Here is a 26,775-nt window from a genome sequence, read left to right as displayed (position 1 = left end):
GCGATCAGTTGGGGAAGGGATTCGACAAGGCTCGCCCCAGGCGCCCTCTAACGAGCATCTCCGTTGTTCTTAGAATGGTCGCGTGGAAGACATTGAGGCGATCGCCGTTCTGCAGGATCCGGTCCGGCGGCGGCTGTATGACTACGTGGCCGCACAGGACCACGAGGTGAGTCGGAACGAGGCCGCTGAGAGAGCCGGGATCCAGCGCACGCTCGCTGCTTTCCATCTCGACAAGCTCGTGGACGCGGGGCTGCTGGAGACCGAAAGCAGGCGTCTGAGCGGGCGTTCGGGCCCGGGTGCCGGGCGGCCGGCCAAGCTCTACCGTCGGTCCGGCGCCGAGCGTCAGTTCTCGGTCCCGGCGCGCGACTACCGCATCGCCGCCGACCTGCTGGCCGAGGTCGCCGAGGTCGCCCGCCTGGACACCGCGCTGCAGGCCGCCGCCCGGCGCGAGGGGCGTGCCGCTCGCGCCGCCGCCGGGCCGGTCGAAGGTCTCGCCGCGGCGAAGGCCCTGCTGGCTGCTCGCGGCTACGAGCCGCGCATGGACGCCGACGAGGGTGTCTTGCGCATGGCCAACTGCCCCTTCCACGCTCTCTCCGAGCGGTATCCGGCGTTGGTGTGCGGCATGAACCTGGCGCTGCTGGAAGGGCTTATGGAGGGCGCCGAAGGGCTGCGGGCCTGCATGGACCCGCGCCCCGGGCTGTGCTGCGTCGTTGTCGAGGGTTCTAAAAATAATGTCAGTTGACATAGAAGTTTCGCGATGGTGAGGTGAGGGCATGACGGGACATCACCTCGCCCAGCTCAACGTGGGCACCTTGAATTTCCCTCTTGATGACGTCCGCGCGCACGGCTTCACGTCCATGCTCGACACGCTGAACGAGGTCGCCGACAACGCGCCCGGCTTCGTATGGCGGCTGATCGAGGACGGTGGCAACGACGCCACCGCGATCCGGACGTCGCTAGGCGACGACGTCTTGGTGAACATGTCGGTCTGGGAGAGCCGCGACGCCCTGTGGGACTACGTCTACCGCAGCGGCCACCTGGACATGTTGCGCTGTCGTGCGGAGTGGTTCCAGCTACCGAAGGCGCCGTTCCAGGTGATGTGGTGGATCCCCGCCGGGCACATCCCCACCATCGAGGAGGCTGTCGAGCGTCTGGAACTGCTACGCGAGCAGGGCCCCTCGTCCAGTGCCTTCGGTTTCAGGGACACCTACATGCCTGAGGACGCCGCCTCGGCTGTACCGCTCGAAAAGTCATCGCTGCAGGTCAAGCCGCGTATCGGTACTCGTTGATGAGTCCATTGAGGACGCGGGTGCGTAGCAATGTGCGGGTGTCGCCTTCATGCGTTCGGTCGGGATGTGGATGAGGTTCGGGTGGTCGTTGGTGTCGGGCTTGGTGCGGTCGATGGTGGTTGTAGTGCCGCTGGTACTCGGCGAGGACTCTCGGGCGTGTGCCTCGTTGAGGATCAGGATGTGATCGCACACCTCGGTGCGGAGCGTCGTCCGCGAACGCGACCTCGAACTCGCCGCCCGGCGTCGACGGTGCTCCGTCAGTGTCCGGTGACAAGTGATTGTCCTCGGTCTACCTGGCCTGACCAGGGCTGAGGGCGCTCAACTGGCGATGTCATGCGCGGGCGTAGGCGATGGAGTGCTCGCCGGTGAGTTGGGTGCCCTCGCTGAACAGGGCGGTGAATGCCTCATGTCCCAGCGCTTGATGGACGCGCTGTTTGCAGAGTGTGTGCTCCGGGGCGAGGTATCCCAGCTCGGATGGAGGTGTTCCGGTTAACCGCCAAAGCCGGTCGGCGGCCCCGAGCAACCGGGCGGCGCGCTGTTCGTCTTGCTCTGCTGCCGCGACCCAGGCCAGCAATTCCAGGCAGTGCGCCGTACTCAACTGATCACTCGAGGGCTGCCCGGTTCGCAGTGCTTCCCGGCTCAAGCTGTCAGCCTGCCGCAGATCGCCGGCGATCCACCGGCCGAAACTGTGCACCCACAGCGCCCACGACCTGGACATGGATCCGCCGCAGTCCTTGACCAGGCTCAGACTGTCCTCGCCGAAGGCGAGCGCCCGGTCCGGGTCTCCGGCGACCGCGGTGGACACGGCCAAGTGCAGCAGGTTGATCCAGACATCGCTGCGGTCCCCGGCCGCCTGCAGACCGGGCAGGGAGTCCTCGAACAGTGCCACCGCGCGCGGGACGTCGCCGCGGAGGAACGCGGCGAAGCCGGAAATCCAGGTGGCGTGCGCGAGGAAGTACTCGTCTCCTAGCCGCTCGGCCAGTTCGCGGCACTCCTGCACCATCGACAGCCCCGCGGCCCAGTCGGCCTGCAGCAGGGCGAACCACCCGTTCACCCAGAGGGCCTTGGCCCGTGCCGGGCTCGGCTCCCGGTCCACCTCCAGGGTGCTGTCGAGCCAGTAGCGGGCCTCGCTGAGCCAGCCCGAGATGTTCCAGTAGATCCACAGGGCGGCCGCGATCTCCACCCCGGCTCGTGCCTGGCCGGGTTCGGTCAGGCAGAACTCCAGCGCGGTCCGCAGGTTGGCGTGCTCGCGCAGGAACCAGACGAACCAGGCCTGCTCGTCCGGCCCCACCCACGCCCGCTCAGCCCGCCCTGCCAGCCGACGGTAGTGATCCCGGTGCCGCAGCCGCACCACCGTCTGGTGGCCGGATGCCGCGAGTCGCTGCTCACCGTACTGGCGAATGGCCTCCAGCATCCGATACCGGGCCGCCGTCACGTCCTCGGCCCGCACGAGGACGGACTTGTCCACCAGCCCAGCCACCAACTCCAGCACCTCCTCACGCGCGACACCGGCGCCGGAACAGACTTCTTCCGCGGTCGGCAGGTCGAACCCGCCGGTGAACACCGACGCCCGCAGCCACAGCGTTCGCTCCTGCTCGGTGCAGAGGTCGAAGCTCCAGGTGATCGCGGCCTGGAGCGTCTGCACCCGCGGCACTGCGGTGCGGCTGGCCTCCGCCAGCAGTTCGAAGTAGTGATTCTCGAGCCGGGTCAGGATCTGTTCCAGGGACAATGCGCGTACCCGTGCCGCGGCCAGTTCGATCGCCAGCGGTATCCCTTCCAGCCGCCGGCACACGCGAGCGACCGTCGCGCGATTACGGGCCTCGACGGTGAAGCCGGGCCGCGCGAGGGCGGCCCGCGCGGCGAACAGCCGCACCGCCTCATTGCGCGCCAGCGCGCGGGCCGTCATGGGCTCTTCGGTGTCGGGCACCGGCAACGGCGGCACCTCGAGCAGACGCTCCCCGCCCGTGCGCAACGCCTGCCGGCTGGTGGCCAGGATTCGTAGTCGAGGTGCCGCCCGCAGCAGGTCGTGCACCAGCATCGCGCACGCATCCACCACATGCTCGCAGTTGTCCAGCACCAGCAGCAGCTCTTGGTCGTGCAGGAACTCCGCCAGCACCACCATCGGCGGCCGACCGGACTGATCCCGGACGCCCAACGCGTCCGCGACCGTCCGAGCCACGAATGTGTCATCCTCCAGCGCGGCCAGCTCCACCAGCCACACCCCATCAGGGACGACATTCGTCAGATGCGCGGCTATCCGCTGGGCGAGCCGGGTCTTGCCGACCCCCGCACCACCGGTCAAGGTGACCAGCCGATGCCGCCGCAACAACCGCTTCGCCGCGGCGACCTCTCCTCGGCGGCCGACGAAGCTGGTGACCTCGGCGGGAAGATTGCCCACCGATTGACACGAACCGGCACGTGACATCACAGATCCCGGGTTGTCCAGCGTGCAATCATCTTTGCAGCGATCTCCACACCGAACCAGCCCCCGTGAGCGGTATTCGGTCGACGGTTCGTCACATATGTGTCGTGCCCAGGCAGAAAAGGCGCCACTGGCCACTATTCGCCATAGTCTCATCTCATTAATATGCTGTGGACATCTACCTCCACAAGGGCAGCCAAGACTACAGGCGGACAGGCACTTGACCGTTCGAGGTAGAGAAGAAGTTCATAGCGCGACAATGAAAAACTGAAAGTCGATCAAGCTTCGGACGTGCCACTCCGAGCCTTCACGCCCGGCGCTACGAAGCGTCGGAGCTCGGCCGTCACGACCACCGGCAACTCCAACCGGAGGGCCAACTCTTTGAGCCGGCGGACGATGATGGACACCTCGCGTTCACGACTGGCATTCGGCTCGGCGGTGGCTGTCATCGAGGCCAACGGGTCGATGGCGACAAGCTCGAGCGGGCCGGTCGTGGCAACCTTGGCGATCTCGCCGGCCAGGGCGTCGACACTACCTCGCTGGCGTTTAGTGGCCATTGCCAGGACCACGCCTACGCCTGCCGTTCCACCATGCCGGGTTGCTGCAGCATTCTTGACGCTGGAGTTTGCGGGCTATCCCGCGTCCTCGTCCGGTGCGGAGGTTTGTGTAGTGCCCTGCGGAAGGTCACGGTGAATGCATCGCGGCTGCTGGTGGCCTCGCTGAACGCGCCCGGCTCGCGGCCTGGATGACACCACCGAACGTGAGACCGTCATGTCAGGTACCAGGTCGCGGCGGCATGGTGGCAATCTTCCTGCCGAGACCACCAGTTTCGTGGACCGTCGACAGGAGATCGCCGAGGTCAAGCGGTTTCTGTCCACCAGCCGGTTGCTGACGTTGACCGGTGTCGGTGGGGTGGGCAAGACCCGGCTGGCGGTGCGGGTGGCGGCTGGGGTGCGGCGGGCGTTTGTCGATGGGGTGTGGCTGGTCGAGTTGGCCGCCCTGCAGGACCGCACGTTGCTGGAGCAGACGGTCGCGGACACTGTGGGGCTGCAGGATCGGTCGGCGCGGTCGCCGCGGGAGGTCGTGGTCGGTTACCTGAGGGACAAGCAGTTGCTGCTGGTGCTGGACAACTGTGAGCATCTGGTGGACCGGTGCGCGGGGCTGGCCGGCGACCTGCTGACTGCGGCGCCGGGCGTGCGGATCCTGGCTACCAGCCGACACGCGCTGCGCACTGCGGGCGAGCACATCCTGGCGGTGCCGCCACTACCGGTGCCGGACCCCGACCGCCCGTCGCAGCCCGGGAAGCTGGTCGGCGACGAGGCGATCAGCCTGTTCGTGGAGCGAGCGGTGGCCGTGCGGCCCGGCTTTGAGGTCACTGCCGGCAATCGCGCGACGATCGCGCGGATCTGTCGGCGGTTGGACGGGTTGCCGTTGGCGATCGAGCTGGCCGCGGCGCGGCTGCGGGCACTTGCGCCAGAGCAGATCCTGCACCGGCTGGACGACCGGTTTCGTCTCCTGCGCGGCGGCAGCCGGGCAGTGTTGCCGCGCCATCAGACGTTGCGGGCGGTGGTCGACTGGAGCTACGAGCTGTGCTCGCCGGCGGAGCAGGCGCTGTGGGCGCGGGTGTCGGTGTTCGCCGGCGGGTTCGACCTGGATGCGGCCGAAGCGGTGTGTGCCGGGGACGGCATCGACCGCGACCGGGTGCTCGATCTGGTGGCCGGGCTGGTGGACAAGTCGATCCTGATCCGCGAGGACCAGGATCACGGTTTCCGGGTGCGGTATCGGTTGTTGGACACGATCGCCCACTATGGGCGGGATGCCCTGCGGGCGGCAGGGGCGGAGGCGATGCTGTGTCGGCGGCACCGGGACTACTACCTGGGATCGGCCGAACGTGGCGAGGCCGAGTGGTTCGGTCCTACCCAGCTGGCGGTGGCCGCCCGCACCCGATGTGAGCATGCCAACCTGCGCCTCGCGCTGGAGTTCTGCCTGAGTACTCCCGGTGAATCCCAAACCGGGCTGCGGATGGCCGGGGCCCTGTACTTCTACTGGCTCGGCTGCGACTTCCTCGCCGAAGGACGGCATTGGCTGGACCGGGCACTGGCTCTGGATGCCCAGCCGACCAGAGCCCGGGCCACCGCCCTGTGGATCAACGCCCACCTCGCCGTCGTGCAGGGGGATGCCTCCGCCGCCACGGCCACGATCGAGGAGTGCCTGGACTGGGCCGAGCGGCGGGGCGAGCAGACCGTGCTGGCCTACGCCGTCTTCGTCCGGGGGGCCGCCGCATGGCTCAGCGGCGACTCCCCGCCCGGGCGGGCCCTGCTGGAGGATGCCCTGGCGCGCTTCGAAGCCCTCGGTGAACTGCACACCACCGTGATCATCGCCTATGTCATGGCGATCGTGGCAGCCGTGTTCCAGCAGGACCTTGCGCGCGCTGTCGCGCTGGGCGCGCATGCCCGCGCGCTGTGCGAGCGGCACGGCGAGCAGTGGGCGCGGGCCTTCACGCTCGGTGGTCTCGCCCTCGCCGAATGGCGACGGGGCGAGGTGGCGCAGGCGAGCACGCACACCCGGGAAGGCGTGCGGGTCATGCACACCTTCCACGACACCTTCGGCACGGTGTTGTTCATCGAGCAGTTGGCCTGGATCGTCGGGGCGGCCGGCGAGGGCGAGCGGGCCGCGGTGCTGCTCGGCGCGGCCGGCACGATCTGGCCCCTGGTCAGCGGTCAGCCCCTGTTGGGCTCCCCGCCTTACCTCGCCGCGCGTGAGGCGTGCGAGCAGCAGGCCCGCCGCGCCCTGGGCGACCACGCCTTCCAGGCCGCCTTCCGCCGTGGCGCCGACCTTGACCTGGAGCAGGCCGTCGCCTACGCGCTCGGCGAGAAACCAGAACCCGCCCCCACAGCCCTCGCAGAAACGTGCACTTCGGGGACGCCATTGACCAAGCGGGAGCAGCAGGTCGCCGAACTCGTCGCGGAAGGACTGTCCAACAAGGACATCGCCGCGCGGCTGGTGATCGCCCAGCGCACCGCCGAAGGCCACGTCGAACGCATCCTCGCCAAACTCGGCTTCACCAAACGCACCCAGCTCGCCGCCTGGATCACCCGGCAAGGGAAAGACCGAAACCCATGACAGCGCGTGCCAGGTCAGGTCGGCCGGTGGGCAATCTGCCGGCCGAGCTGACGAGTTTGTGGGTCGTCGGCGCGAGACCGCCCAGGCCGCGCGGCTGGTGCGGCGGGGACGGCTGGTCACGCTGACCGGGGGGGAGAGAGGTCGATCGCGAGGAGGCTGTCGGCTTGGGCTCGCAGGAAGGTGCGCCAGGTGTCGTCGCGGTGGGTCGATGGTGGAACTCGGCTGGCGTGCAGGATTTTGCGGATGGTTGAGGCGGCGACTCGGTGGCCGAGGCGGGCGATCAGCGTGTGGTGCCGGCGCAGCAACGTTGCGGGTGTGACTATCCGGTGGCCACGTAGCGCCCTGGGAGGCATTCGGGCCGGCCCGGCCAGGACTGATCGCGGTGAGCTGGTAGGTCGCCAGCTGGCCACAATGAGCCAACGTCAACAATCCGCCAGGCGCTGCGAGCCCTGGCGACTCGTTTGTGCCTGTGGCGGTTACCGGTTCGGATCGCACATGCGTGCCGGGAATGAGTTGGCTTCTGTGTTGGCCGTTTCCCGTGGTGGTGAGCGGTTTTCGTGTGGCCCGCGGCGGACGCGGATGACAATGTGGAGGTTTCGTTCGCTTGGCAGCGAGACCGTTTGGAGGGGGTACTGGGGGTCGGTCGTGGACGCTAGCGTCACACGCATGACGTTGCTGCGGACGTTCGAGGACGAGGAGTGCTGGCCGTACGACACGCTCGTGCTGTGCGACTCCTGGGACTCCGATGCTGGCAGGGAGGAGTGGTCGTCAGTGCGCTCAGTTGGAGTTTCGTGTGCCTGCGCTCGAAACGACTGGCTCCATGGGTGTGCGAGCGGCGACTATCAGGTTGACCGGCTCAAGGTCCACGACTGCGTTCCTCCCGATGACTTCGGCGGCTGGGACGACGTGATGGAGACGCCCTATCGCAACTTCACCGGGTCGGTGGGGCTGACGTTCCTGACGGAACAGCTTCGGTAACCGACGTCGGAAAACCTTGACGACAGCAGGTCATTGCCTAACGATCTGATATGTGAAATTCCTGAGCCTCAACCAATAGTGGAAATCGGAAAACCGAACTACCTTTACGACGAGCCACCAGGTCCACCTCGTTCGGTCGGGTGATAATCGGGACGGCTCCTTACGGTTCGAGCTGGGTGGCGTGATCGCGCGCGTCGCGCCTACCCGGTATCTTGCGAAAGATCGTTTGATGCCAACGGGAGTTTAATATCGTTTGTTATCGACAGGTATCGATGTTGCTTCACAAAAGTAGGTACTCGTACGCCATCGTGGCATGAAGTGATCCATCAAACGGCCCGTATTTACCCACAGTGGTCGGGAACCCCCCAGGCGCGCCATCCTGTGCGTGTCCGTATTAACACGAGGAGAAAGTTCGCGATGAATATCGACACGGCGTTGAAAGAGGCCCTGTCTATCGCCGGCGCGGTGGGTGCCGCGCTGGTCGATTATGAGAGTGGGATGTCGCTGGGCACGCTGGGCGGTGGTGACTGGTTGGACCTGGATGTCGCCGCGGCCGGCAATACCGAGGTGGTGCGGTCGAAACTGCGGGTGATGTCCACCCTCGGGCTCAACGACGGTATCGAGGACATCCTGATCACCTTGCACCGTCAGTATCACCTGATCCGGCTGCTGAAGCCCGCCAAGGGTACCTCGACGCTGTTTGTGTACCTGGTCCTGGAGAGGGAACGGGCGAACCTCGCGTTGGCCCGGCATCAGCTCAAGCGCATCGAAGGCGACCTGGTGGTATGAGCGAGATGCAGACTAAGACACGCACGGATCCCTGGGACTCCGCCCCGCTGCCCACGCGCAGGCACACATCGACGAGGCGGGACCCATCGTCTGAGCCGACGCACGCGCCGTACGACGCCGAGACGATGAACGAGGCGACGATGAACGAGGCGCTGGACGAGATCCGCGGTCGCCTCGACCGTGTCTCCGGGCTCCTGGTGGCCACCCGGGACGGGCTGGTGTTGTGCAGCGACACCCACGGCATCGAGGAGGGCAGCGTCGCGGCGATGGCGGCCGCGGCCGTCGGGCTGGCCACCCAGTTCACCGGGCAGGCCAAGGTCGGCGCGCCGCGCGCAGCGCTGTTCGAAGGCGCGTCCGGTCACGTCTGCGTCTTTCCCGTCGAGGGCTCCATGCTGCTGGTCGTGTTCGGCGAGCCCGACATCACCATGGGCCTGTTCAACATCGCCGCCAGGCAAGCGCTGTCCCTGCTCCAGCAGGCCATCCTCCGCCTGCGGGTGCACACCGTCCGCAACGCCCGCCGTACCTACTTCGAGCAGCCGGCGCCGGCCGGCGCCGAGGACAGCAGCCCGGACCTGGTGCGCGAGGAGTAACAGCCGCCACGTTCGTTTGTCTACTCAGGATCTGTCGCGGGACCACGACCTCTATTCGAATAGTCGCACGTCCGCTCGTAGCCGCGAAGCGCGCTTCTGCGGATGAGCGCGACGTCCGAGTGTCAACCCGTGGAACCGAGGCTGATTGTCGAAGTCGAAGCCGATCTCGTCCCGGAACGCCGGCAGTTCCGCGACCGTCCTCCGTCAACGGCGGAGGCGGTCGCGGGAACGGAGAATTGGGCCGACTGGGCTGGCACGGGTCGAATCCGGTCGATCCCGGGGATTGGTGTGCGCATGGCGCCGCTTAGCCCTGTGGCCGTGTGTTGGTGCCTGTGGGGTTCCGAAATCATGCATTGTTGCCTTGAACTGCGGTAACCGTGAACTTTGGTCGTAGGGCATGATCGCGCCACATGGCGTTGCGGCACGAGGTCGCCGTGCTGCGTCGGAGGAATCCTTGTCCACGGCTGGACTGGGCTGATCGCGCAATGCTCGCAGCCTTGGCGCGGCGGTTGCCAGCTGTGCTGCGCCGACACCGACTGCTCACTCCGGCGACGCTGCTGCGATGGCATCGGCGTCTGGTAGCCAGGAAGTGGACCTATCCGACCCGGCCTGGCCGCCCGGCGCTCGACACTGAGGTCGTCGCGTTGATCGAACGGTTGGCGCGCGAGAATCCGACGTGGGGGTTATCGCAGGATCCAGGGCGAACTGCTCAAGCTCGGTCACCGGGTCGGTGCCTCGACCGTCCGCCGCGTGCTCAAGCGCTTGCGAATTCCGCCAGCACCCAACAGGGACGCTGACATGTCGTGGCGGCGGTTCCTGCGTACCCAGGCGTCCACCATGCTTGCCTGCGACTTCTTCCACGTGGACTGCGCGGTGACGCTCAAACGAATCTACGTGTTCTTCGTGATGGAGATCGCCACCCGCTACGTCCACATTCTCGGTACGACAACGCATCCGGACAGATCATGGACCACGCAACAAGCCCGCAACCTACTCATGGACCTCGGCGACCGAGCTGATGAATTCCGGTTCTTGGTTCGCGACCGGGCCGGCCAGTTCACCTCGGCGTTCGATGCGGTGTTTGCCGGCGCAGGTCATCATCCCATCGGAGTCCTGATGGGACAGCTGTCCCGGCCTCGAGGCGAAGTGCGGCTACCGCTCGGTGATCTCGATCCTGCGGGCCTTGGCCGTTTCGGTCTTGGGGATCCGCACGGTCAGGACGCCGTTGGCCAGGCTGGCGTCGATCTGGTCCGGGGCCACGTTGCGAGGCAGGGTCATCCGGTAGTCGAAGTGACCGGTTCGCCGGGTGCGCTTGCGGAACAGGCCTTCCCGTTCGGTTTCCTTCAGCTCACCGGTAATGGTCAGTTCGTCGTCCCGGAGGTCGATGGTGATGTCGTCGCGTTTCACGCCCGGCACGTCCACCTCGACGATGTAGGCGTCGTCGGTCTCGCACAAATCGGCGAGCGGGGACCACGCCGACGCCGTCGGCGAGTCGGTTCCGACTGCCGACTCCCACAGCCGGCCGAGACGGGTGTAAAGATCCTCGAACTCGCCGAACGGGTTCCAGCGGGCGATCTGGCCGCCCCGTCGTGGCGCAGGAAGTGTCATCGCAGCTCAGTCCTCCTATGACCGTCGTTCGTTGCGTGTCGATGACCGTGTACCCGAGTGACGTCGTGGGTACTCGCGGTGAAGGCGAGTGAGAGGTGGTTGATCATCATGGAGGTCCGGATCGGGCGCGCTCGCCCGCGCCGCCGGTCGCCGGTGCGGCAACAGGCCGCTGTAGCCGGAGTTGCCGCGGGCGCGGGCGTGGTGGCCGAGTATCTGCTGGATCCTCATCGGGGCCGGGCCAGGCGGGCCAAGGTGCGGGACAAGACCGGTCGTGCCGTGCGCAAGGTGAGGATCGGGACGAGAGTTCTCGCGGACGACGTGACCAATCGCGGCCGAGGTCTGCTCGCGGGTGGCCGGTATCGACTCAGGGGCAATCACGTCAAGGACGGGCGGGTGCTGCATGAGCGTGTGCGCGCGGAGTTGGGGCGGCATGTCCGGCATCCGCATGCGGTGGGCGTGCAGGTCGAGGACGGCGTGGTCACGCTGACCGGCGATGTGCTGGCCGACGAGGAAACCCGTGCCCGGCGTGCGGTTCGGCGTATACCGGGCGTCAGCCAGGTGCGTACGGACTGGACCGTGTGGACCGACTCGACTGGCGTGTCGGCGTTGCAGGGCGAGGGGCGGATGCGGGAGCCCGTTCCTGAATTGCTGCAACAGCATTGGTCACCGACCGCGCGGTTGCTTGTGGCGCTTGCCGCCGTTTCGGCATGGGGTGCGACGAGCCGGTTGCCACAGTCCGTGGCGTGGCTGGTGCGTGGGGCGAGCGCGGTGCTGGCGGCGCGGGCGGCCACGAACCTGCCGCTGAGGCGGTTGACCGGGGTCAGGGCTGGGTGTCGTGCGATCGACGTCGAGGACACGATCGTGGTCGGTGCGCCGGCCGAGAAGGTGTGGCCGTGGGTCAGCGACTATGAGCTGTTCCGCCTGATCATGCCCGATGTCCGGGAGATCGAGCGGATGCCGGCCAGCAGGGAATCGCGGTGGGTCATTACGGGCCCGGCCGGCGTGCCGGTCCGCTTCACCGCGGAAGAGACCAGGCGCGAGGACGGCCGGGAGATCGCTTGGACGACCAGTGACGGCCAGCTCATCGCCCACACCGGCACGGTGCGGCTCGACTCGCTGGACGGCCGGACCCGGCTGCAGGTGCGGTTGAGCTACAACCCGGTCGCCGGTGCGGTCGGGCACGTGGTGGCGGCGTTGTTCCGCGCGGATCCCAAACACAAGCTGCACCGCGACCTGCAACGGCTGAAGTCGCTCGTGGAAACCGGCACACCGCCACGTCGGCAATGAGCCCGCCTGTCACGGTGTTCCTGTGCGGCGATGTCATGACCGGGCGTGGCGTCGATCAGATCCTGCCCAGGCCTGGCGATCCGCGGCTGTGGGAACGGTTCGTCCGGGACGCCCGGGACTATGTCGGGCTCGCTGAGGCGGCCGACGGCCCGATTCCACGCCCGGTCGATGTCACCTGGCCGTGGGGCGACGCGTTGCGCGTGATCGAGGAGATCGCCCCCGATGTCCGGATTCTCAACCTGGAGACAAGCATCACGCGTCGCGGTGAACCTGCCCGCGGCAAGCAGATCCACTATCGAATGGCTCCGGAGAACGTGTCCTGCCTGACGGTGGCCCGGCCCGATGTGTGCGCGCTGGCCAACAACCATGTCCTCGATTTCGGCCACAGTGGACTAGAGTACCTACACGCCGGACACAACTCTGTTGGCGTATAAGCGACATTGACACCTGTTGGCCACTTCACGACCTACGACGGGGCGACCGGTGTCGCTGGGGTACGACGAAGCCGGACGGCTAGACGATCCACAGTGGACGCCATGGAGGACGTCCTGACCAACCGCCGCTCGGAAAGCCATTGTCTCGACACGGTTCTTGATCATTACGGGACAACCTTTAGTTGCCTCCGCCGTCGTTTTCTTTCTTCTTGTTCTTCTCTTTCTCGCCGTGGCCCTCTCTGTTGCCGCTTCCCTTGCTGATCTGGGAGGAGAGCACCTGGTCGGAGTTGATCAGTGGCGTGCTGTTCTGCAGCAGCATGGTGTGTCGGTGGGTTTCCCGGATCCGGCCGCGGCTTTCTTGGGTGAATTCGATTTCCACGATGACGGTGTTTCCGGAGACCTGGGGAGTGGTGCGTGTCCGGAGGTCTTTGACGTTGTGCCAGAACTTCTTGTACTGCTCGCGGTCTTGGCTCTGCATAGCCGGGCCGAGCAGTGTCCATGCCTGGTCGGCGTTGTCCGGCAGCAGCGTGTAGTACTGGGTGACGGCCTGTTGCAGGAGGGCCGGATCGCCGGCCAGCGACGGGCTCGGCGAACTGTTGGCAGTGCTGCTTGGTGCGGTGCTCGCAGAGGGTGGTGCGCTGGACGGGATGCCGGTGTCCGGATCAGCCAGCAGCGTGGTGAGCAGGATGAGCACGCTCGCGGCGAGCAGGCCCAGCAGGGCGTAGGTGATGCGCCGCCGTCGCCTGGGCGGGACGGCGGTGGCTGGTGCGCTGTCGGTCTGGTGGGGGTCGCCGAAGGGCCGGAGGTCTATCCGTGTGGGTGCGTGCCTCGCGGCGATCTCGTTATCCGTTGCGACAGCCGGTGTGTCGGTCCTGGTGGATGGTTGATCGGCGATAGCCGTGAGGGCAGCTGCGACCTGGGACATAGTGGGCCGCGTGGTGGGGTCGTCACGGAGCATGCTCGTCAAGGTCCGTGTGAGTGGGCCGGCTTGTCGGGGCGATGGGGCGTGCCCGGCGGCGACGCGATGGAGCTGGGCGATGGGATTGTCGGCTTCGCCGAACGGCGGCGTGCCCTCCACGGCCATGTACAGGGTCGCGCCCAGGGAGAACACGTCCGAGGCAGGTGTGGGCGGTTCGCCGCACGCCGCCTCAGGGGACAGGAATGCCGGGGTACCGGCCAGCATGCCGGTGCTGGTGACGGTGACATCTCCGGCGGCGTGCGAGAGCCCGAAGTCGGTGACCTTGGCCGTGCCGTCGTTGTCGGCGATCAGGATGTTGCCGGGCTTGACGTCGCGGTGCACGACGCCGACGTCGTGTGCCGCCGCGAGGGCAGAGGCGATCGCGGCTCCGATGCGGGCGACTCGTGCTGGCGGGAGCGGGCCGTGTTCGGTGAGCGCGGCGGCCAGGCTGTGTGACGGCAGGTATTCCAGGATCAGTACGGGCTGGTCCTGGTCGTCGGTGATCACGTCGTAGATGCCGACCGTGTGCGGATGCTGCAGCCGGGCGGCGATGCGGGCCTCCCGGAACACGCGTTGCCGGGCACGCTGTGCTTCGTCCTCTGCTGGGGCTGGGGGCATTCGGAGTTGCTTGACCGCCACCGCTCGGTCCAGGAGGAGGTCCGCTGCCCGCCATACGAGGCCCATCGCGCCTGCGCCGACACGGGATTGCAGGCGGTAGCGGCCGGCGACGACTCGCCCCGTCTGCCAGGTCCCGTTCGGACTCATGTCCGGGATGGTTGGCAGGTCCGGTGTAACGCCGCCCAGTGTGTCCCGATGTGAGTTATCGCGCACAACGCAGTCCGTCCTCTTCGGCCGATACCCCTGCGAGAGGAATTGTCATCGATACCGCTTCCCGCATCACGGGGGTACCCGGTTGCCGTGGTGATCGCCGGCCATGTGAGCGGGCGGAGTCGAGGTTGATAGCACAATCTGACCAGGAGGGATGAGGTTTCGGCAAGCGCAGGGGCTGGCAGGACCAGTGTGCCGGCACCGGCCAGCAGCAAAGCCCCGCCGGCGAGCAGGTACGGGCCGCCGTTGAACCCGGTGTTCGCCAGGCAGAGGGCTGGATCATGAGGGCTCATCGGTGTAACGCGTACCTGCGTATCAACTATCGACCCGGCCGTTAGCCACTCGTTATCACTCCATTCCGGACGACACGCCACTGTTCACACGGGATTCCCAGCTCCACGTCGGAAACCGCTGTCCTGCGGAAAGTTTGATCTTCGAGGGGGCAATCCCGACCTGCTGGGTGGGCAGCGCTGCTGGCTGCGGTTCACGAAGTGGCCATGCGCCCATGTTGTCCTATTCGGTCAATGGCCATTATTGGACACAGCGGGAGCGGCCCGCACTTGATCGACTGAGGGCATGATCGCAACATGAGGATTCTCTCGGTGGAGCAGGACAGGCGGGCGTCCCACGCCCGCGCGAGGGTGCTACGCCACGCGGGCTACGGCGTTGACGTCGAGCCCTCCGACGCGGCACCCACGTCGATCGGACCGCATGCGCCAAGCGGGCCGACGCGGTGAATTCGCTGCGTCTTGATGTCAGGGGTTGTAGAGCGCTTGGTCCAAAAGGGACTGTCTCTTTTGCGGCATGCGGCTGGTCTTTGTGCGCCCCGCAAGCGGTCTCCGTCAGCCCTCCGGGGAATGTGATTGTTACTTGCCAACTCTGCATCAGTCCCGTGTGGATATGACATTCCGGCAGGGGTTTCGCCGAGCCAGGAGATAGATCAAGATGTCGCGGGTGCACAGTGCGGCTGCGTTGGGTGATGGTGGTGAGGTTTCTGGTGTCGCGGGGTTGCGGCGAAGCCGGACGGCTGAACGATCTACAATGGATGCTTCGGGGGACGTCCTGACCGGAGAGAGACGGCCACTGACCGATGCTGCGGACTTGGCAGCGGCTTTGCCTGAGGCGCAGCGTGGTGGTGAGGACGCGTTTCGGGTGTTGTATCGGTCTGTTCACCCGGCTTTGCTGCGGTACTTGCGGGTATTGGTGGGTGAGGATGCGGAGGATGTGGCGTCAGAGGCGTGGTTGCAGATCGTGCGGGATCTGGCGTCGTTTCGTGGGGAGGTCGATGGGTTTCGTGGCTGGGCCACGACGATTGCCCGGCATCGTGCGATGGATCATCTGCGTCGTCAGCGTCGGCGGCCGGTCGTGGCTGGGCCGGTGGAGGAGTTGGCGGAGTTGTCCGGGCCGGAGAACACCGCCGAGTCCGCGGTGGACGCGGTGGCCACTGATGCCGCGTTGGTGTTGGTCGCGCGGTTGTCGCGGGATCAGGCTGAGGCGGTGTTGTTGCGGGTGGTGGTGGGGCTGGATGTGAAGACTGCCGCTCGGGTGCTGGGCAAGCGCCCGGGCGCGGTGCGTACGGCGGCCTATCGTGGTCTGCGCAAGCTCGCCGAGTACCTCGAGCACCCTGGTTGACCAGCATGGAGCATCCTGACTGGACGGAGTTCGCCGGTTGGAGTGACACGATCGAAGGCGTTGACGCTGAAGGACATGAGATGAGCGCGCACCGTTCCCGCCGGATCGACCGGCGCACCGCCGAGCACTTGCTTAGTGGCGCGCCGGGCCGGGCTCGGGCGGCGACCGTTCCGTAGTCCTGTTGCCCAGGTCGCCGCCCGAGGGCGGGCGGCGGTTGTCTTCCTCCCGGCCGCCGCTCGCCCCTCAATCCATCCAGGACACACAACGAATTGTTGGCACAGCACGGGAATCCAGAGGCGCCCGGGCGACGGTATGAGGTGGAGAAGACACGATGACGCACGCCTGCCCGTACACCGTCACGGTCCGCGCGTACGTACTCGGAGCGCTCTGCGAGCGGGAAGGCACCGAGTTCCGTCGGCACGCCGAGGTGTGCCCGTCCTGCGAGCGGGGGATCGCTGAGCTGACACTGGCCGTCCGCCTGCTGGAGAAACTCCAGACCGAGACACACGCAGCCAACGGGCACGCGCCCTGAGCGGATCCGCGCCGGCCAAGCCGACGTGCGATCTCACGTACTCCCGCGTCATGTGCCTTCAGGATCGCGATCTCTTCCCGCTCCGCGAACGACAGATAGCGCCCCGACGACGGCTGGAGACTGACTGTTGGCATGCCGCCACCTTCGCGCAACCACCGCGGCCCCAACGGCGTCGACACGCCGCGTGCCACGGCGGCATCCTCACTGGACAGTCCTTCGGCAATCTTCTGCCAGAAACGCTGCCGCTCCTCACGCCGATTGACCGGCGGCCGTCCTGGTGATCGCAACGGCGGCCGTCCAGCCTGAATCGCCGCACGCGCTCTTCCCTGTGCCACAACATCCTCCTCCACAGTCAAGGGGTGTTGCGACGATCAGTCGAATCCACCTGACGGTGCCGTCACGGGTGACGACCAGGCCGCTGCCGACCGTGCACCTGTTCACCAATGGCGGGCGATTTCACCAATGGCGGGCGATGTATGGCAGGCGATGCCGACGTTGCCTTCAGGTGCGGAGATTCTGCTCCGCGAACGGGAAAGGAGCACCTCAGATGTCCACCCTCGAAGTGACCCGTCAGGAGTTGCTCACCCGCGATGAGGCCGCCCGCCGTCTGTCGGCGCTGGCGGCCGCGCTCGCCAACGGCGAGAAAGTCGAGGTCGCGCTGGGCAGCAGCAGTGTGAAGATCCATGTCCCGGACCACGTCCGGTGCGAGATTGAGGTGGAAGTCGACCGCGAGGACGTCGAACTCGAGGTGGAACTGAAATGGACCACGTCCGAGTAGCCCGAGTAATTCCCGAGGCGACTCGATGACGGACATGACGATGGATCGCGTCGCGGCGGAAGGCGCGGGATTGACACGTACCGAGCGCATTGCGAAGGGAAAGGCGGCCCGTTCCGCGGTGCCTCGCGCACGCCATGCCGAATTCACGCGTGACCCGGATCGGCCGGATCCATTGGCGCTGCTGGCGAGTCAGGACGCTGCGCGCGTGCAGGACCTGCTCCCCATCCGTTATGGGCGCATGGCCCTGTCTCCGTTCTCCCACTTTCGCGGGGCCGCGCTGCCGATGGCCAGCGACCTCGCCGGTACCGCGCGAACCGGTTTCCTGGTGCAGGCATGTGGCGACGCCCACCTGTTGAACTTTGGTCTGTTCGCCTCGCCGGAACGGCGGCTCGTCTTCGACATCAACGACTTCGACGAGACTCTGCCCGGGCCCTGGGAATGGGACGTGAAGCGCCTCGCGGCGAGCCTCGAGATCGCCGGCCGGAACAATGGCTACGCGCCGAAGCAGCGGCGAAACGTAGTGCTCAAGTCGATCGCCGAATACCGCCGCGCGATGCGGGAGCTGGCGGGCTGGCCCGCGCTCGAAGTCTGGTACGCCCACGCCGATGTGGAAGCGGTGCGGGAGGTGTACGCTGGCCAGCTCAGTGCGGTCCGACGCAGAAGGCTCGCGGACAGGGTCGCGAAGGCGCGCACGAATGACAACTTCGGTGCACTCCGCAAGTTCACCGAGATCGTTGACGGGACACTGCGGATCACCCCGGACGCTCCGCTCATCGTCCCGGTCGACCAGCTGGCTGGGTCTGGGCAGGACCCCGCCGAGCTGACATCGCGGTTGACCGCCGTGCTCGACGCGTACCGGGAAACCTTGGAACCGGAGCGGCGCCGGCTCCTGGACCGGTACCGGCTGGTCGACCTCGCGCGGAAGGTCGTCGGGGTGGGCAGCGTGGGCACGCGGTGCTGGATGGCCCTGCTGCTCGGCAACGACGAACGCGACCCCCTGTTCCTGCAAGTCAAGGAAGCGGGCCCGTCCGTGCTGGAGGCGTTCCTCGGCCGGAGCAGGTACCACAACGCCGGGCGCCGGGTGGTCGTCGGGCAGAGGCTGATGCAGACGGTCAGCGACATCTTCCTCGGCTGGGTTCGGGTCACGGGCTTCGACGGCCAGACCAGGGACTTCTATTTCCGGCAATTGCGCGATGGGAAGGGCTCGGCAGACGTGGAGACGATGCCTCCGGGGGGCATGCTGGGCTACGGCAGGTTGTGCGCTTGGACCCTCGCCCGTGCCCACGCGCGCACCGGGGACGCCATCGCGATCGCGGCGTACCTGGGGGCCGGTTCCTCTTTCGAAGCGGCGATCCGCGAGTTCGCCGGTGCCTATGCCGACCAGAACGAGCGTGACCACGCGGCACTGCTGGACGCCATCAAGGCCGGCCGGATCGCCGCCGAACACGGGCAGTGATCGTCGTGACCGCCGCTGCTGGCGACCGCATACCTCGCTGTTTCGTAGGTACGAGGCCCTCGGCGGGCGGCGGCGGGCATAGGCCGTGCGCCGAGGGCGATGTTCAGCGCGCTGGATGCCCGGCGAGCACTCGGAACGAGGCCGTGACCACCTGCCGGATGCCGACCGGGGTCACGGCCGCGGGCGCGGTGTTCGGCGCGTCGATGGGGGTGCGCACGCGAAGCGCGCCGGGAAGCGAGCGGAATCGCAAGGGGGGTGGCAGCCGCAGGGCCTCACCGTCGACGCCGACGTCGACCAGGGGCTGCCCGGAATCCACCTCGAACTCGCGCGTGGTCCACTCCTGGTAGCCGGGGAAGCGGTCGAGGTGCCCGCCGGCCTCGGCCACGATGAGCGCCGGCAGGTCCCGCGCGCGGTTCACCGTCAGGGTGGCGACGCCGAGCACGCCGGCGTCCAGGCGGCTCCTGGTGCCGAACCCTTTGAGGCTGTCGAGGCGGTAGACGCCGTTCGACACGAGCACGATGTCAGCGCTCCGTACGCTCGCCCCGTCCGGGCGGGTGAAGCGCAGGTCGAAGCCCCGTACGTCCGGGCCGAGCAGGTCGGGGAGGAGTTCCTGGGCAGTGGCCAGCTTGGCGTCGCGGTAGCCAGCGGAGTGCACGATGGCGGCGTACACGCCGAGCGAGGCGTTGTTCACGAACACGCGATCGCCGAGCATGGCGAGGTCGACGCGCCGTTCCAGGGCGTCGCCGAAGGCACCGAGCGCGGCCGTCACATCGGCCCGGTCCAGTCCGAGGTCGAGCGCGAAGTGGTTGCGAGTCCCGGCGGGTACGCAGATGAACGGGATATGGTGTCGCCGGGCGACGTCGGCGACCAGAGCTTGCGACCCGTCACCGCCGGCCATGCCGATCACGTCGGCGCCCTCGGCCACGGCATGTTCGGCCAGGACCCGCAGGTCGTCGCCGCGCTGGAGTACGACCGGGGTGATCCCGAGTTCGCGTGCCTTCTCCTCGAGCCCGAAGCGCTCCACCTTTCTGCCACCGGACCAGGGGTTCATCAGCAGTACGCCGTGGTTCGCCGGACCGGCCGACCGGGTGGCGGTGGCGGGGGCCAGATCGCGGGCGACCGCCACCTTCACCGCCGCCGTGGAGATCGCGATCAGCCCGATTACGACCGCCAACAGCGCGAACGAGCGCACGTCGGGCAACGCGACGGTCGCGGCCAGCGTCACGACCGCGGCGATCGCCGCGAGCACCCGGCGGATCCCGTGATGCACCACCGCGGTCCAGGCCGCAATCACCGCGAGAATGATCAACAGCAGCGCCAGTGGCAGCTGGACAGGGTGCTGAACGAGGCGCCAGGCCACCACCACGGCAGCGGCGACGAGCGTGATCAACGCGACCGCGGCGGCCACCCGCCGCCGGGCGGATGGGCGCTGTGCCGACGAAGCGTTCGCCGGGCCGGTGTGGACGTCCATCAGCCCGCCTCCTACTGGGAGGCCCACGGACCGGCCCTCGTGCCGATGCGCGCGGACGCGGCGGTCAGTTTCGCCGGCGGCTGACGCGCCGCGCGGTGCGCCGCGCCGTGCGGCGGGCGATCCTCCGTGACCCGAACATGTCCTACCTCCCGAAGATCATCGGCACGTCACTTGTGGCTGCCCGCCGCCGTTTCCAGCGCGTGCAGCTCCTTCGCCTCCTCCGCCGAGACCAGACCGACGCCGATCAGGTCCAGCGGGCTGACGAAACCATCGCTGATGCGGAACCCGCCGGCCGCCGCGATCGCGTCGCGCAATGGGATGGCCCAGCGGTGCTCCAGCAGAAGCAACGCCGCGGCCGAGCCGTTCGGGATCTCCTCCAGCACATCCCACGCGTCTTCGTCGGAGAACACCTCGAGACCCTCCACGGCCGCCTCCGCGCTGGCACGCGCACCGGCTACCGCACCTTCCTCACCCGCGATTCCGAGCCCGATCAGCGCAGCGATCTTGCTGCCTAGCTCGATCGCCTCCTCGTCGCTGATGTTGCTCAGATGGGTGACCTCGATGGCACCGTCGCGGTGCTTGTGGACCGCGAGCGCGTCGATGACGCGAATGGTGTCGCTCTCCCGCAGGCGTTCCAGTTCTTCGATGATGCGGCCGTGGAAGTTCGGCTCCGGGAATCCCAGCACGACCAACTGCACGGGCCCGATTGTCATTTTCTTTCCCTCCGCTCCACGGAGTGATCGCCGTGGCACGACGCCTGTGGCAAGGGTGCACCCCTGCGTTTCCGGCTGCCTCATCTGCTGGAGGTGAGCTTTCCCGGGCGCGGGGCGTCCTTGCTCACGTTGTCACCCACGGGCCCTGCCAGCCGATGCTGGCGACCAGGTCGTCGGCCGCCTCTGGCCCCCACGACCCCGGCGCGTAGTGGTGTACCGGCGGCGGCGCATCGAGCAACGGCTGCATGATTCGCCAGGTTTCCTCAACCTCGTCTTGCCGTTTGAACCGCAGGCTTTGCCCAGTCATCGCGGCGTGCAACAGCACCTCGTACGGCGTCGGCCCCGCGCCGCCCTCTTCAGCAAATTCCATGTCAAGCGTTATGGGCTCCGGTTGCGGCGTGCCCGCGTGGCGGGCGTTGAGGATGACCCGAATCCCGGTCGACGGGTCGAGCTTCACGACGATTTGATCCGGTGTTGGCCGACGATCTCCGCGCAGACCAAAACCGAGACGAGGCGGGTCCTTGAAGATGAGCCGAAGCTCGGTTTGTGTGACCGGCAGTCGTTTCCCGGTGCGGATGACGAACGGTACGCCTGACCAGCGCCAGTTATCGATCTCCAAGCGAAGGGCGGCGTAGGTCTCAGTGGTGGAGTCCTCTGCGACTCCATCGATGCTGCGATAGGCGTCGTACTGGCCGCGAACATACTGAGCGGGGTTCGCCGCGATCGTGGCCTTGAAGAGGGCAACCTGCGCGTTCTTGACCGTTTCCCGGTCACCGCCAGCGGGAGGCTCCATCGCCGCGGCGGACACCACCTGCATGAGATGGTTGACGACCACGTCACGTAGCGCACCGACGGGATCGTAGAAGTGTCCTCGGTCCTCGACCCCGAAGCTTTCCGCCATGGTGATCTGCACACATTCGAGGTAGTTCCGATTCCAGACCGGCTCCAGCATGGTGTTCGCGAAACGCAGGTAGAGGATTTCCTCGAGGCCCATCTTTCCGAGGTAATGGTCGATCCGGTACAGCTGTGACTCGTCGACGTATCGGTGGAGCTCCTCCGCCAGGGCGCGAGCCGAGGCGAGGTCGTGACCGAATGGCTTCTCCACGACCACACGTCCAGTTTTCACGAGATCTGCTTCGGCAAGCCCCTTGACAACGGGGGCAAACAGGAACGGCGGGATCTCCAGGTAAAAGACAGGAAGCTCGGCACCCTTGATCGCCTCTGCCACCCGCTGATAGGTACCCGCATCAGTAAAGTCGCCCGGTACGTACGAAAGCCGGGCAGCAAAACGCACAAACACGGATTCGTCCAGCCGCTCCCCGGTGCCCTCGATGGACTGACGCGCGCGTTCCACCAGTTGATCGACCGTCCAGTCCTCGACGGCGACACCAACAATCGGACACTGCAGCAACCCTTGCTTTTCGAGCCGGTACAGCGACCGGAACGTCATCACCTTCGCAAGGTCGCCGGTGATCCCGAAAATCACGAAGACATCGCCCCGCTGTCCCGAACCCGCGGAGCCGTTATGTCCCACCATCGCCGGCCTCCCTCCCCAAGTGATCATCGCGCTCTTCCGGGTGAGAGAGCACGAGGACATACCCGTCATGTGACGCTAGAGAGAGGGCGACGCCCTGCCTTCACCTCTACGGGGTGACACCCAGCCGGTGAGCGTCTGCTCGCTGTCGAGCCGACTGCAGCGTGGAGGACGAGTGAAGGACGGGCTTCGGCTCACGATCCGGCGGGATGAGGCTCAAACTCCGGACGCTCGCCGTGGTCGTCGTCTCCCCACTCGATGCGCGCCGCGTCTGGGCCGTCAACCACTGCTGTGGCCCGGTTCTTGCTGAAGTAGTCCCAGCCCCAGGCGATGAACGCGTCGATTTTGCTTCGGATGCCACTGAGCAACATGGCGTGTACGCCAAGCCATGCCGCGAACGCTACTGGCCCCTCGACCTCATGCCTGTGCGGCCCCATTTCGGCCACAGCAGCGTTTCGGCCGATCATTGCCATGATGCCCTTGTCCTTGTAGCGAAAGGCCCGCCCTGGCTTGCCGGCGATGCTGTCGAGGATGTTTCGGGCGGCCCAGGCTCCTGACTGCTGCGCAACGGATCCAAGCTGCGCCAGGATCACTCCGTCGGCGCCGGGGACATTCGCCGCATCCCCCAGCACGTAGACCCGCGGATGTCCAGCCACAGTGAGATCCCGCTGCACGTCGATCCGGCCGCCACGCCCTGTGGGCAATCCCGCTGTCGCGATCACGTCGGCAGGTTTCTCGCCACCACCCCAGATCACGGTTCGGGTGATGATCTCGGTCCCGTCGGTGAGCGTCACGCGGTCCTGGAGCACCTCCTTGACGCCGACACCGAGGTGGAGGGTGACGCCGTCGCGTTCCAATCGTTTCGCGGCATAGGTGTGTGCCTTGTCGGAGAAGGGCGCCAGCAGAACATCACCAAGATCGACGAGGTGTACCTTGGCCGGGGCCGCCAGCGATCGGTAGCGGTCGGGGACCACGTCCCTGAGGACCTCGGCCAGTGCCCCCGCGGTTTCGACTCCGGTTGGCCCGCCGCCGACTATCACGAAGTTCAGCGATCCCCGGTCGACGAGCTTGGGGCGGTCCACGGTGGCATCGAGGACGTCGAGGATGTGGGCACGCAGTCTCTCGGCATCGTTCACGGAGTAGAGCGGGAGGGCGTGCTCGGCCGCTCCCGGAGTGCCGAAGAAGTTCGCCTGGGCTCCGGCCGCCATGACCAGGTACTCCCCGGACAGGACCGACCCGGAAGCCGTGGTGACAGAGCGTGTCGTCGGGTCGATCGACGCGGCGGCCGTGCGGCGTAGGTCAACCGTCTTGTCGCGATGAAAGATTCCTCGCAGCGGCCGCGCAATGTCGTACGCGGCTACCTGGGCCGTGGCGACCTGGTACAGCATCGGCTGAAACTGGTGATAGTTGTTCTGGTCCAACAGAATCACGTCAACGTTGTGCTTCGCGAGGTGTTGCGCACAAGTGACCCCGGCGAACCCGCCCCCGACAATGAGCACTGTCGTGTCAGCCATGCATCCTTCCCCTCCTTCAGACGCGGTCAGCAGCCCTGTGCGAGTAATGGCGCCTCTGGCAGTGCCATAGGCGAGAGCTGGGCCAACCGAACGCATGGTCCAACCGTCGACGCGGTCACACGTCACCCAGCGCGGGTGAGTCGCTGCGCACACGACCGCCGCACACGCGGTGACCGCTGCGAACTATCCACACCATTCGTCTCGTCCCGCCCCAGACCGACGATCAGAACGTCGCCCTTTCCAGATGATGCTTCTGCAACGGTGCACCGGCCACGCTCAAAACGTCACCGGGCGCTTCGCGCGTCGACGCGGACCGGCTTGGACGTGTCGAAAACGGAGGGTCGTGGTCATCCTGTCCGGAACTCTCAGCGCACTTGCGGTTTTCGCCGTCGTGGACCCGGTTCCGTGGGCACGGGGACAGATGGCGTTCACCTTGGCCTGTCACATCATTCTGGTGCCGCTCGGAGTCTCCTGGACCTTTCTGACCCTGATCGCCAACTATCGGGCGCTGCGGCACAACGACCGGGACGCTTTGTCACTGGCCCAGCGTTGGTCCAAGTACATGGCCGTGACCTTCGCCGTCGGCGCGGTTACCGGAACCGTCCTGAGCTTCGAATTCGGCTTGCTCTGGCCACGGTTCATGCGACAGTGGGGCGAGGTCTTCGGCGTGCCGTTCGCCTTTGAAGGATTGTTCTTCTTTACCGAAGCGATCTTCATCGCGATCTACATCTTCGGATGGCGTCGGCTAAGACCGTGGGCCCACTTCTGGACCGGCGTTCCGATCGTCCTCGCCGGCCTCTTCGGCAGCGTGTCGGTGGTGTCCGCGAACGCTTGGATGAACGCGCCGTCGGGCTTCACGCTCGATTCGGCCGGACGGGTGGTGAAGGTTGATCCCATCCAAGCGATCTTCAACGAATCGATGCCGTTGCAGGCCGCCCACATGGTCATCGCCGCGTACCTGGTCGGTGGATTCCTGATCGCCTCGGTGTATGCGACAGCCCTGCTCCGCGGCCGCCTGGATCACTACCATCGCATGGGCTTCGTGATCGCGTTCACCGTCGCCGCGGTCATGACGCCGATCCAGATGGGCGTCGGAGATTCGCTGGCACGGTGGGTCTACAACAACCAGCCGGTCAAGTTCGCGGCCATCGAACTGGTGCCGGAGACCAGCAGTGACGTGCCCGAGATCCTGCTGGGCCGACTGAACGAGGATGGCACGGTCAGTGGCGGTATCAAGATCAAGGGCCTCGCGTCGTGGCTGTCCGACCCGAGCACCGGCACCGCGACGGTTGTGCAGGGACTCGACTCGGTGCCAGCCGACGAGCGGCCGACCATCCGGCAGGTCAACATCGTCCACCTGGCTTGGGACGTCATGGTCGGCTTCGGGGCGCTGCTGTTTCTGCTGTCGGTGTGGTACGCCGGCAGCTGGATCGTGCGCCGCCGCATGCCGAGGAGCAGATGGTTCCTGCGAGCCGCCGCCTGCTCCGGCGTGATCGCCGTGATCGCGATGGAGGCAGGATGGGTCGTCACCGAGGTGGGGCGCCAGCCATGGATCGTCTACGAGCACATGAAGGTCGCCGACGCGGCCACGAGTAACACGGGGGTATGGGCCACGTTCATTGCGGTGATCATCCTCTACATCGCCATCGGCATCACGACAATCCTCGTCCTGCGTGGGATGAGCAGACGGTTCAGCAGGGCTGACGGCTTCACCGACGACGACACGCCTTACGGCCCAAGCGCGCCCCTCGCCACGCCCCCCGGCCAGGAGGAGGCGGATCGGTGAGCACCGCAGTCGCCCTGATCCTCCTTCTCGCCGTGGTCGCGTATGCCGTCTTCGGCGGTGCTGACTTCGGGGCGGGCTTGTGGGACCTCACCGCAGGTGGAGCCGAGAAGGGGGAGCGTCCACGCCGCATCATCGAGCACTCGATCGGACCGGTGTGGGAAGCGAACCATGTCTGGCTGATCTTCATCTTCGTTGTCTTGTGGACGTCATTCCCGCAGGCCTACGCGTCGATCACACTGACCTTGTTCGTGCCGCTGACTATCGCCGCGCTCGGGATTGTGCTGCGTGGTGCGAGTTTCGCGTTTCGAAAGGTAGTCGTCACGACCCGCACGCGCCGCATTTTCGGGGGAGCTTTTGCGATTTCCTCAGTGCTGGTGCCCTACTGCATGGGTGCCATCGCCGGGGGAATTGCGTCTGGGCGGGTGCCGGCCGGAGGCAGGGCCGGGGATCCGTGGGACAGCTGGGTGAACCCGACGTCGGTGCTCAGCGGCGTCCTGGCCGTTGCGGCGGTCGCCTACCTCTCCGCCGTCTACCTTGTCTGGGACGCCCGCCGCCTTGACGACAATGACATGGCCGACTACTTCCGCCGGAGGGCCGTTCTTGCGGCCGCCGCCGCGGCCCTCATCGTGGTCGTGAGCATCTTCGTGCTCCGCGCGGACGCGCGCTACCTCTTCGACGGTCTCACATCACGGGCACTGCCCCCGGTCATTCTCAGCGCCATTTGTGGGATCGGCGTGTTTCTGTTGCTCGTCCGCGGCGCCGCGCGTGGCGCTCGGATTCTCGCCGTGGCCGCTGTGGCGAGCGTCGTCGTCGGCTGGGGTGTGGCGCAGTGGCCGTACCTGTTGCCCGAGAGCCTCACAGTGTCTGCGGCGGCGTCGACTTCGGGCACCCTGGTCGCCGTTCTGATCGTGGTCGGTCTGGCAGCCGTCCTGGTGATCCCTGCCTTCGTCCTGCTTTATGTCCTGGACCAGAAGGGTCTCCTTCCCGAAGAAGGTGTGACCGATACCGCGCCATGACCACCACCAAGACTGCTGATACCAACGATGACGCTCT

At 66.7% G+C, this 26,775-nt stretch carries 23 protein-coding genes and 1 pseudogene; 15 read left to right on the top strand and 9 right to left on the bottom strand.

Features of this window, described 5'->3' with window-relative positions; translation table 11 throughout:
- The first annotated feature begins 82 nt into the window (after positions 1-82).
- A complete protein-coding gene (locus JOF56_RS45000; RefSeq protein WP_209645654.1) occupies positions 83-742 on the top strand; it encodes a helix-turn-helix transcriptional regulator in 660 nt (219 codons plus the stop codon).
- Positions 743-773: 31 nt separating this feature from the next.
- Complete coding sequence (locus JOF56_RS44995; protein WP_209645653.1) at positions 774-1,289, top strand: DUF3291 domain-containing protein; 516 nt, start codon at positions 774-776, stop codon at positions 1,287-1,289.
- 331 nt (positions 1,290-1,620) lie between these two features.
- On the opposite strand, the gene JOF56_RS44990 is transcribed toward JOF56_RS44995, so the two are convergent.
- Both JOF56_RS44990 and JOF56_RS44985 read right to left on the bottom strand, forming a co-directional pair.
- Positions 1,621-3,687 (bottom strand): ATP-binding protein, encoded by a 2,067-nt coding sequence (locus JOF56_RS44990; protein WP_209645652.1) that lies wholly within the window; start codon positions 3,685-3,687, stop codon positions 1,621-1,623.
- Between the two features lie 302 nt (positions 3,688-3,989).
- Positions 3,990-4,268 (bottom strand): DnaB-like helicase C-terminal domain-containing protein, encoded by a 279-nt coding sequence (locus JOF56_RS44985; RefSeq protein ID WP_209645651.1) that lies wholly within the window; start codon positions 4,266-4,268, stop codon positions 3,990-3,992.
- A gap of 274 nt (positions 4,269-4,542) precedes the next feature.
- On the opposite strand from JOF56_RS44985, the gene JOF56_RS44980 reads away from it, so the two are divergent.
- The 4 genes from JOF56_RS44980 to JOF56_RS44965 all read left to right on the top strand — a co-directional run bounded on the left by JOF56_RS44980 (position 4,543) and on the right by JOF56_RS44965 (position 9,191).
- Positions 4,543-6,834 (top strand): ATP-binding protein, encoded by a 2,292-nt coding sequence (locus tag JOF56_RS44980; protein ID WP_307855547.1) that lies wholly within the window; start codon positions 4,543-4,545, stop codon positions 6,832-6,834.
- 666 nt (positions 6,835-7,500) lie between these two features.
- Positions 7,501-7,812, top strand: a complete 312-nt coding sequence (locus JOF56_RS44975) for a hypothetical protein (protein ID WP_209645649.1) — start codon at positions 7,501-7,503, stop codon at positions 7,810-7,812.
- A gap of 417 nt (positions 7,813-8,229) precedes the next feature.
- On the top strand, positions 8,230-8,601 hold the full coding sequence (locus JOF56_RS44970; protein WP_209648868.1) for a hypothetical protein: 372 nt from the start codon (positions 8,230-8,232) through the stop codon (positions 8,599-8,601).
- A gap of 5 nt (positions 8,602-8,606) precedes the next feature.
- On the top strand, positions 8,607-9,191 hold the full coding sequence (locus JOF56_RS44965) for a roadblock/LC7 domain-containing protein (protein ID WP_245378660.1): 585 nt from the start codon (positions 8,607-8,609) through the stop codon (positions 9,189-9,191).
- Between the two features lie 1,152 nt (positions 9,192-10,343).
- Here the strand turns inward: JOF56_RS44965 and JOF56_RS44960 are convergent.
- Positions 10,344-10,799: an Hsp20/alpha crystallin family protein gene (locus JOF56_RS44960; protein WP_209645648.1), complete on the bottom strand. Its 456-nt coding sequence runs from the start codon at positions 10,797-10,799 to the stop codon at positions 10,344-10,346.
- A 57-nt stretch (positions 10,800-10,856) separates the two neighbouring features.
- On the opposite strand from JOF56_RS44960, the gene JOF56_RS44955 reads away from it, so the two are divergent.
- On the top strand, positions 10,857-12,086 hold the full coding sequence (locus JOF56_RS44955; RefSeq protein ID WP_209645647.1) for an SRPBCC family protein: 1,230 nt from the start codon (positions 10,857-10,859) through the stop codon (positions 12,084-12,086).
- Positions 12,083-12,520, top strand: a complete 438-nt coding sequence (locus JOF56_RS44950; protein ID WP_209645646.1) for a CapA family protein — start codon at positions 12,083-12,085, stop codon at positions 12,518-12,520. Before JOF56_RS44955 ends, JOF56_RS44950 begins: the two co-directional genes overlap by 4 nt.
- A gap of 178 nt (positions 12,521-12,698) precedes the next feature.
- Here JOF56_RS44950 and JOF56_RS58785 read toward each other — a convergent pair whose 3' ends face one another.
- On the bottom strand, positions 12,699-14,243 hold the full coding sequence (locus tag JOF56_RS58785; RefSeq protein ID WP_245378659.1) for a serine/threonine-protein kinase: 1,545 nt from the start codon (positions 14,241-14,243) through the stop codon (positions 12,699-12,701).
- Between the two features lie 650 nt (positions 14,244-14,893).
- On the opposite strand from JOF56_RS58785, the gene JOF56_RS44935 reads away from it, so the two are divergent.
- The 3 genes from JOF56_RS44935 (at position 14,894) to JOF56_RS44925 (ending at position 16,470) form a co-directional block, all read left to right on the top strand.
- Complete coding sequence (locus JOF56_RS44935) at positions 14,894-15,043, top strand: hypothetical protein (protein ID WP_209645644.1); 150 nt, start codon at positions 14,894-14,896, stop codon at positions 15,041-15,043.
- A gap of 304 nt (positions 15,044-15,347) precedes the next feature.
- Complete coding sequence (locus JOF56_RS44930) at positions 15,348-15,938, top strand: RNA polymerase sigma factor (RefSeq protein WP_209645643.1); 591 nt, start codon at positions 15,348-15,350, stop codon at positions 15,936-15,938.
- 331 nt (positions 15,939-16,269) lie between these two features.
- Positions 16,270-16,470: a zf-HC2 domain-containing protein gene (locus tag JOF56_RS44925; RefSeq protein WP_209645642.1), complete on the top strand. Its 201-nt coding sequence runs from the start codon at positions 16,270-16,272 to the stop codon at positions 16,468-16,470.
- Between the two features lie 11 nt (positions 16,471-16,481).
- On the opposite strand, the pseudogene JOF56_RS61140 reads toward JOF56_RS44925, so the two are convergent.
- Positions 16,482-16,826 (bottom strand): annotated as a pseudogene (locus JOF56_RS61140) (helix-turn-helix domain-containing protein); the annotation flags it as partial.
- Between the two features lie 191 nt (positions 16,827-17,017).
- Between JOF56_RS61140 and JOF56_RS44915 the strand changes: the two are divergent.
- Both JOF56_RS44915 and JOF56_RS44910 read left to right on the top strand, forming a co-directional pair.
- Positions 17,018-17,248: an amphi-Trp domain-containing protein gene (locus JOF56_RS44915; RefSeq protein ID WP_209645641.1), complete on the top strand. Its 231-nt coding sequence runs from the start codon at positions 17,018-17,020 to the stop codon at positions 17,246-17,248.
- 25 nt (positions 17,249-17,273) lie between these two features.
- The gene (locus JOF56_RS44910) at positions 17,274-18,704 is read left to right on the top strand and encodes a DUF2252 domain-containing protein (protein WP_245378658.1); all 1,431 of its coding nucleotides are present in this window, start codon (positions 17,274-17,276) and stop codon (positions 18,702-18,704) included.
- Between the two features lie 103 nt (positions 18,705-18,807).
- Here JOF56_RS44910 and JOF56_RS44905 read toward each other — a convergent pair whose 3' ends face one another.
- The 4 genes from JOF56_RS44905 to JOF56_RS44890 form a co-directional block, all read right to left on the bottom strand.
- Positions 18,808-20,175, bottom strand: a complete 1,368-nt coding sequence (locus JOF56_RS44905) for a diacylglycerol/lipid kinase family protein (protein WP_209645640.1) — start codon at positions 20,173-20,175, stop codon at positions 18,808-18,810.
- Positions 20,176-20,342: 167 nt separating this feature from the next.
- On the bottom strand, positions 20,343-20,888 hold the full coding sequence (locus JOF56_RS44900) for a hypothetical protein (RefSeq protein WP_209645639.1): 546 nt from the start codon (positions 20,886-20,888) through the stop codon (positions 20,343-20,345).
- 124 nt (positions 20,889-21,012) lie between these two features.
- Positions 21,013-22,425 carry a glucose-6-phosphate dehydrogenase gene (zwf, locus tag JOF56_RS44895; RefSeq protein WP_209645638.1) on the bottom strand — a complete coding sequence of 471 codons (1,413 nt, stop codon included), beginning with the start codon at positions 22,423-22,425 and terminating at the stop codon, positions 21,013-21,015.
- A gap of 191 nt (positions 22,426-22,616) precedes the next feature.
- Positions 22,617-23,936: an NAD(P)/FAD-dependent oxidoreductase gene (locus JOF56_RS44890; protein WP_209645637.1), complete on the bottom strand. Its 1,320-nt coding sequence runs from the start codon at positions 23,934-23,936 to the stop codon at positions 22,617-22,619.
- Between the two features lie 343 nt (positions 23,937-24,279).
- Here JOF56_RS44890 and JOF56_RS44885 point away from each other — a divergent pair, with 343 nt between their 5' ends.
- Positions 24,280-25,722: a cytochrome ubiquinol oxidase subunit I gene (locus JOF56_RS44885; RefSeq protein ID WP_307855546.1), complete on the top strand. Its 1,443-nt coding sequence runs from the start codon at positions 24,280-24,282 to the stop codon at positions 25,720-25,722.
- Positions 25,719-26,738, top strand: a complete 1,020-nt coding sequence (locus JOF56_RS44880) for a cytochrome d ubiquinol oxidase subunit II (protein ID WP_209645636.1) — start codon at positions 25,719-25,721, stop codon at positions 26,736-26,738. Before JOF56_RS44885 ends, JOF56_RS44880 begins: the two co-directional genes overlap by 4 nt.
- Positions 26,739-26,775: the final 37 nt, after the last annotated feature.

The sequence above is a fragment of the Kibdelosporangium banguiense genome (assembly GCF_017876405.1).
GTDB lineage: Bacteria > Actinomycetota > Actinomycetes > Mycobacteriales > Pseudonocardiaceae > Kibdelosporangium > Kibdelosporangium banguiense.
This window is presented reverse-complemented; position numbering and strand designations above follow the sequence as displayed.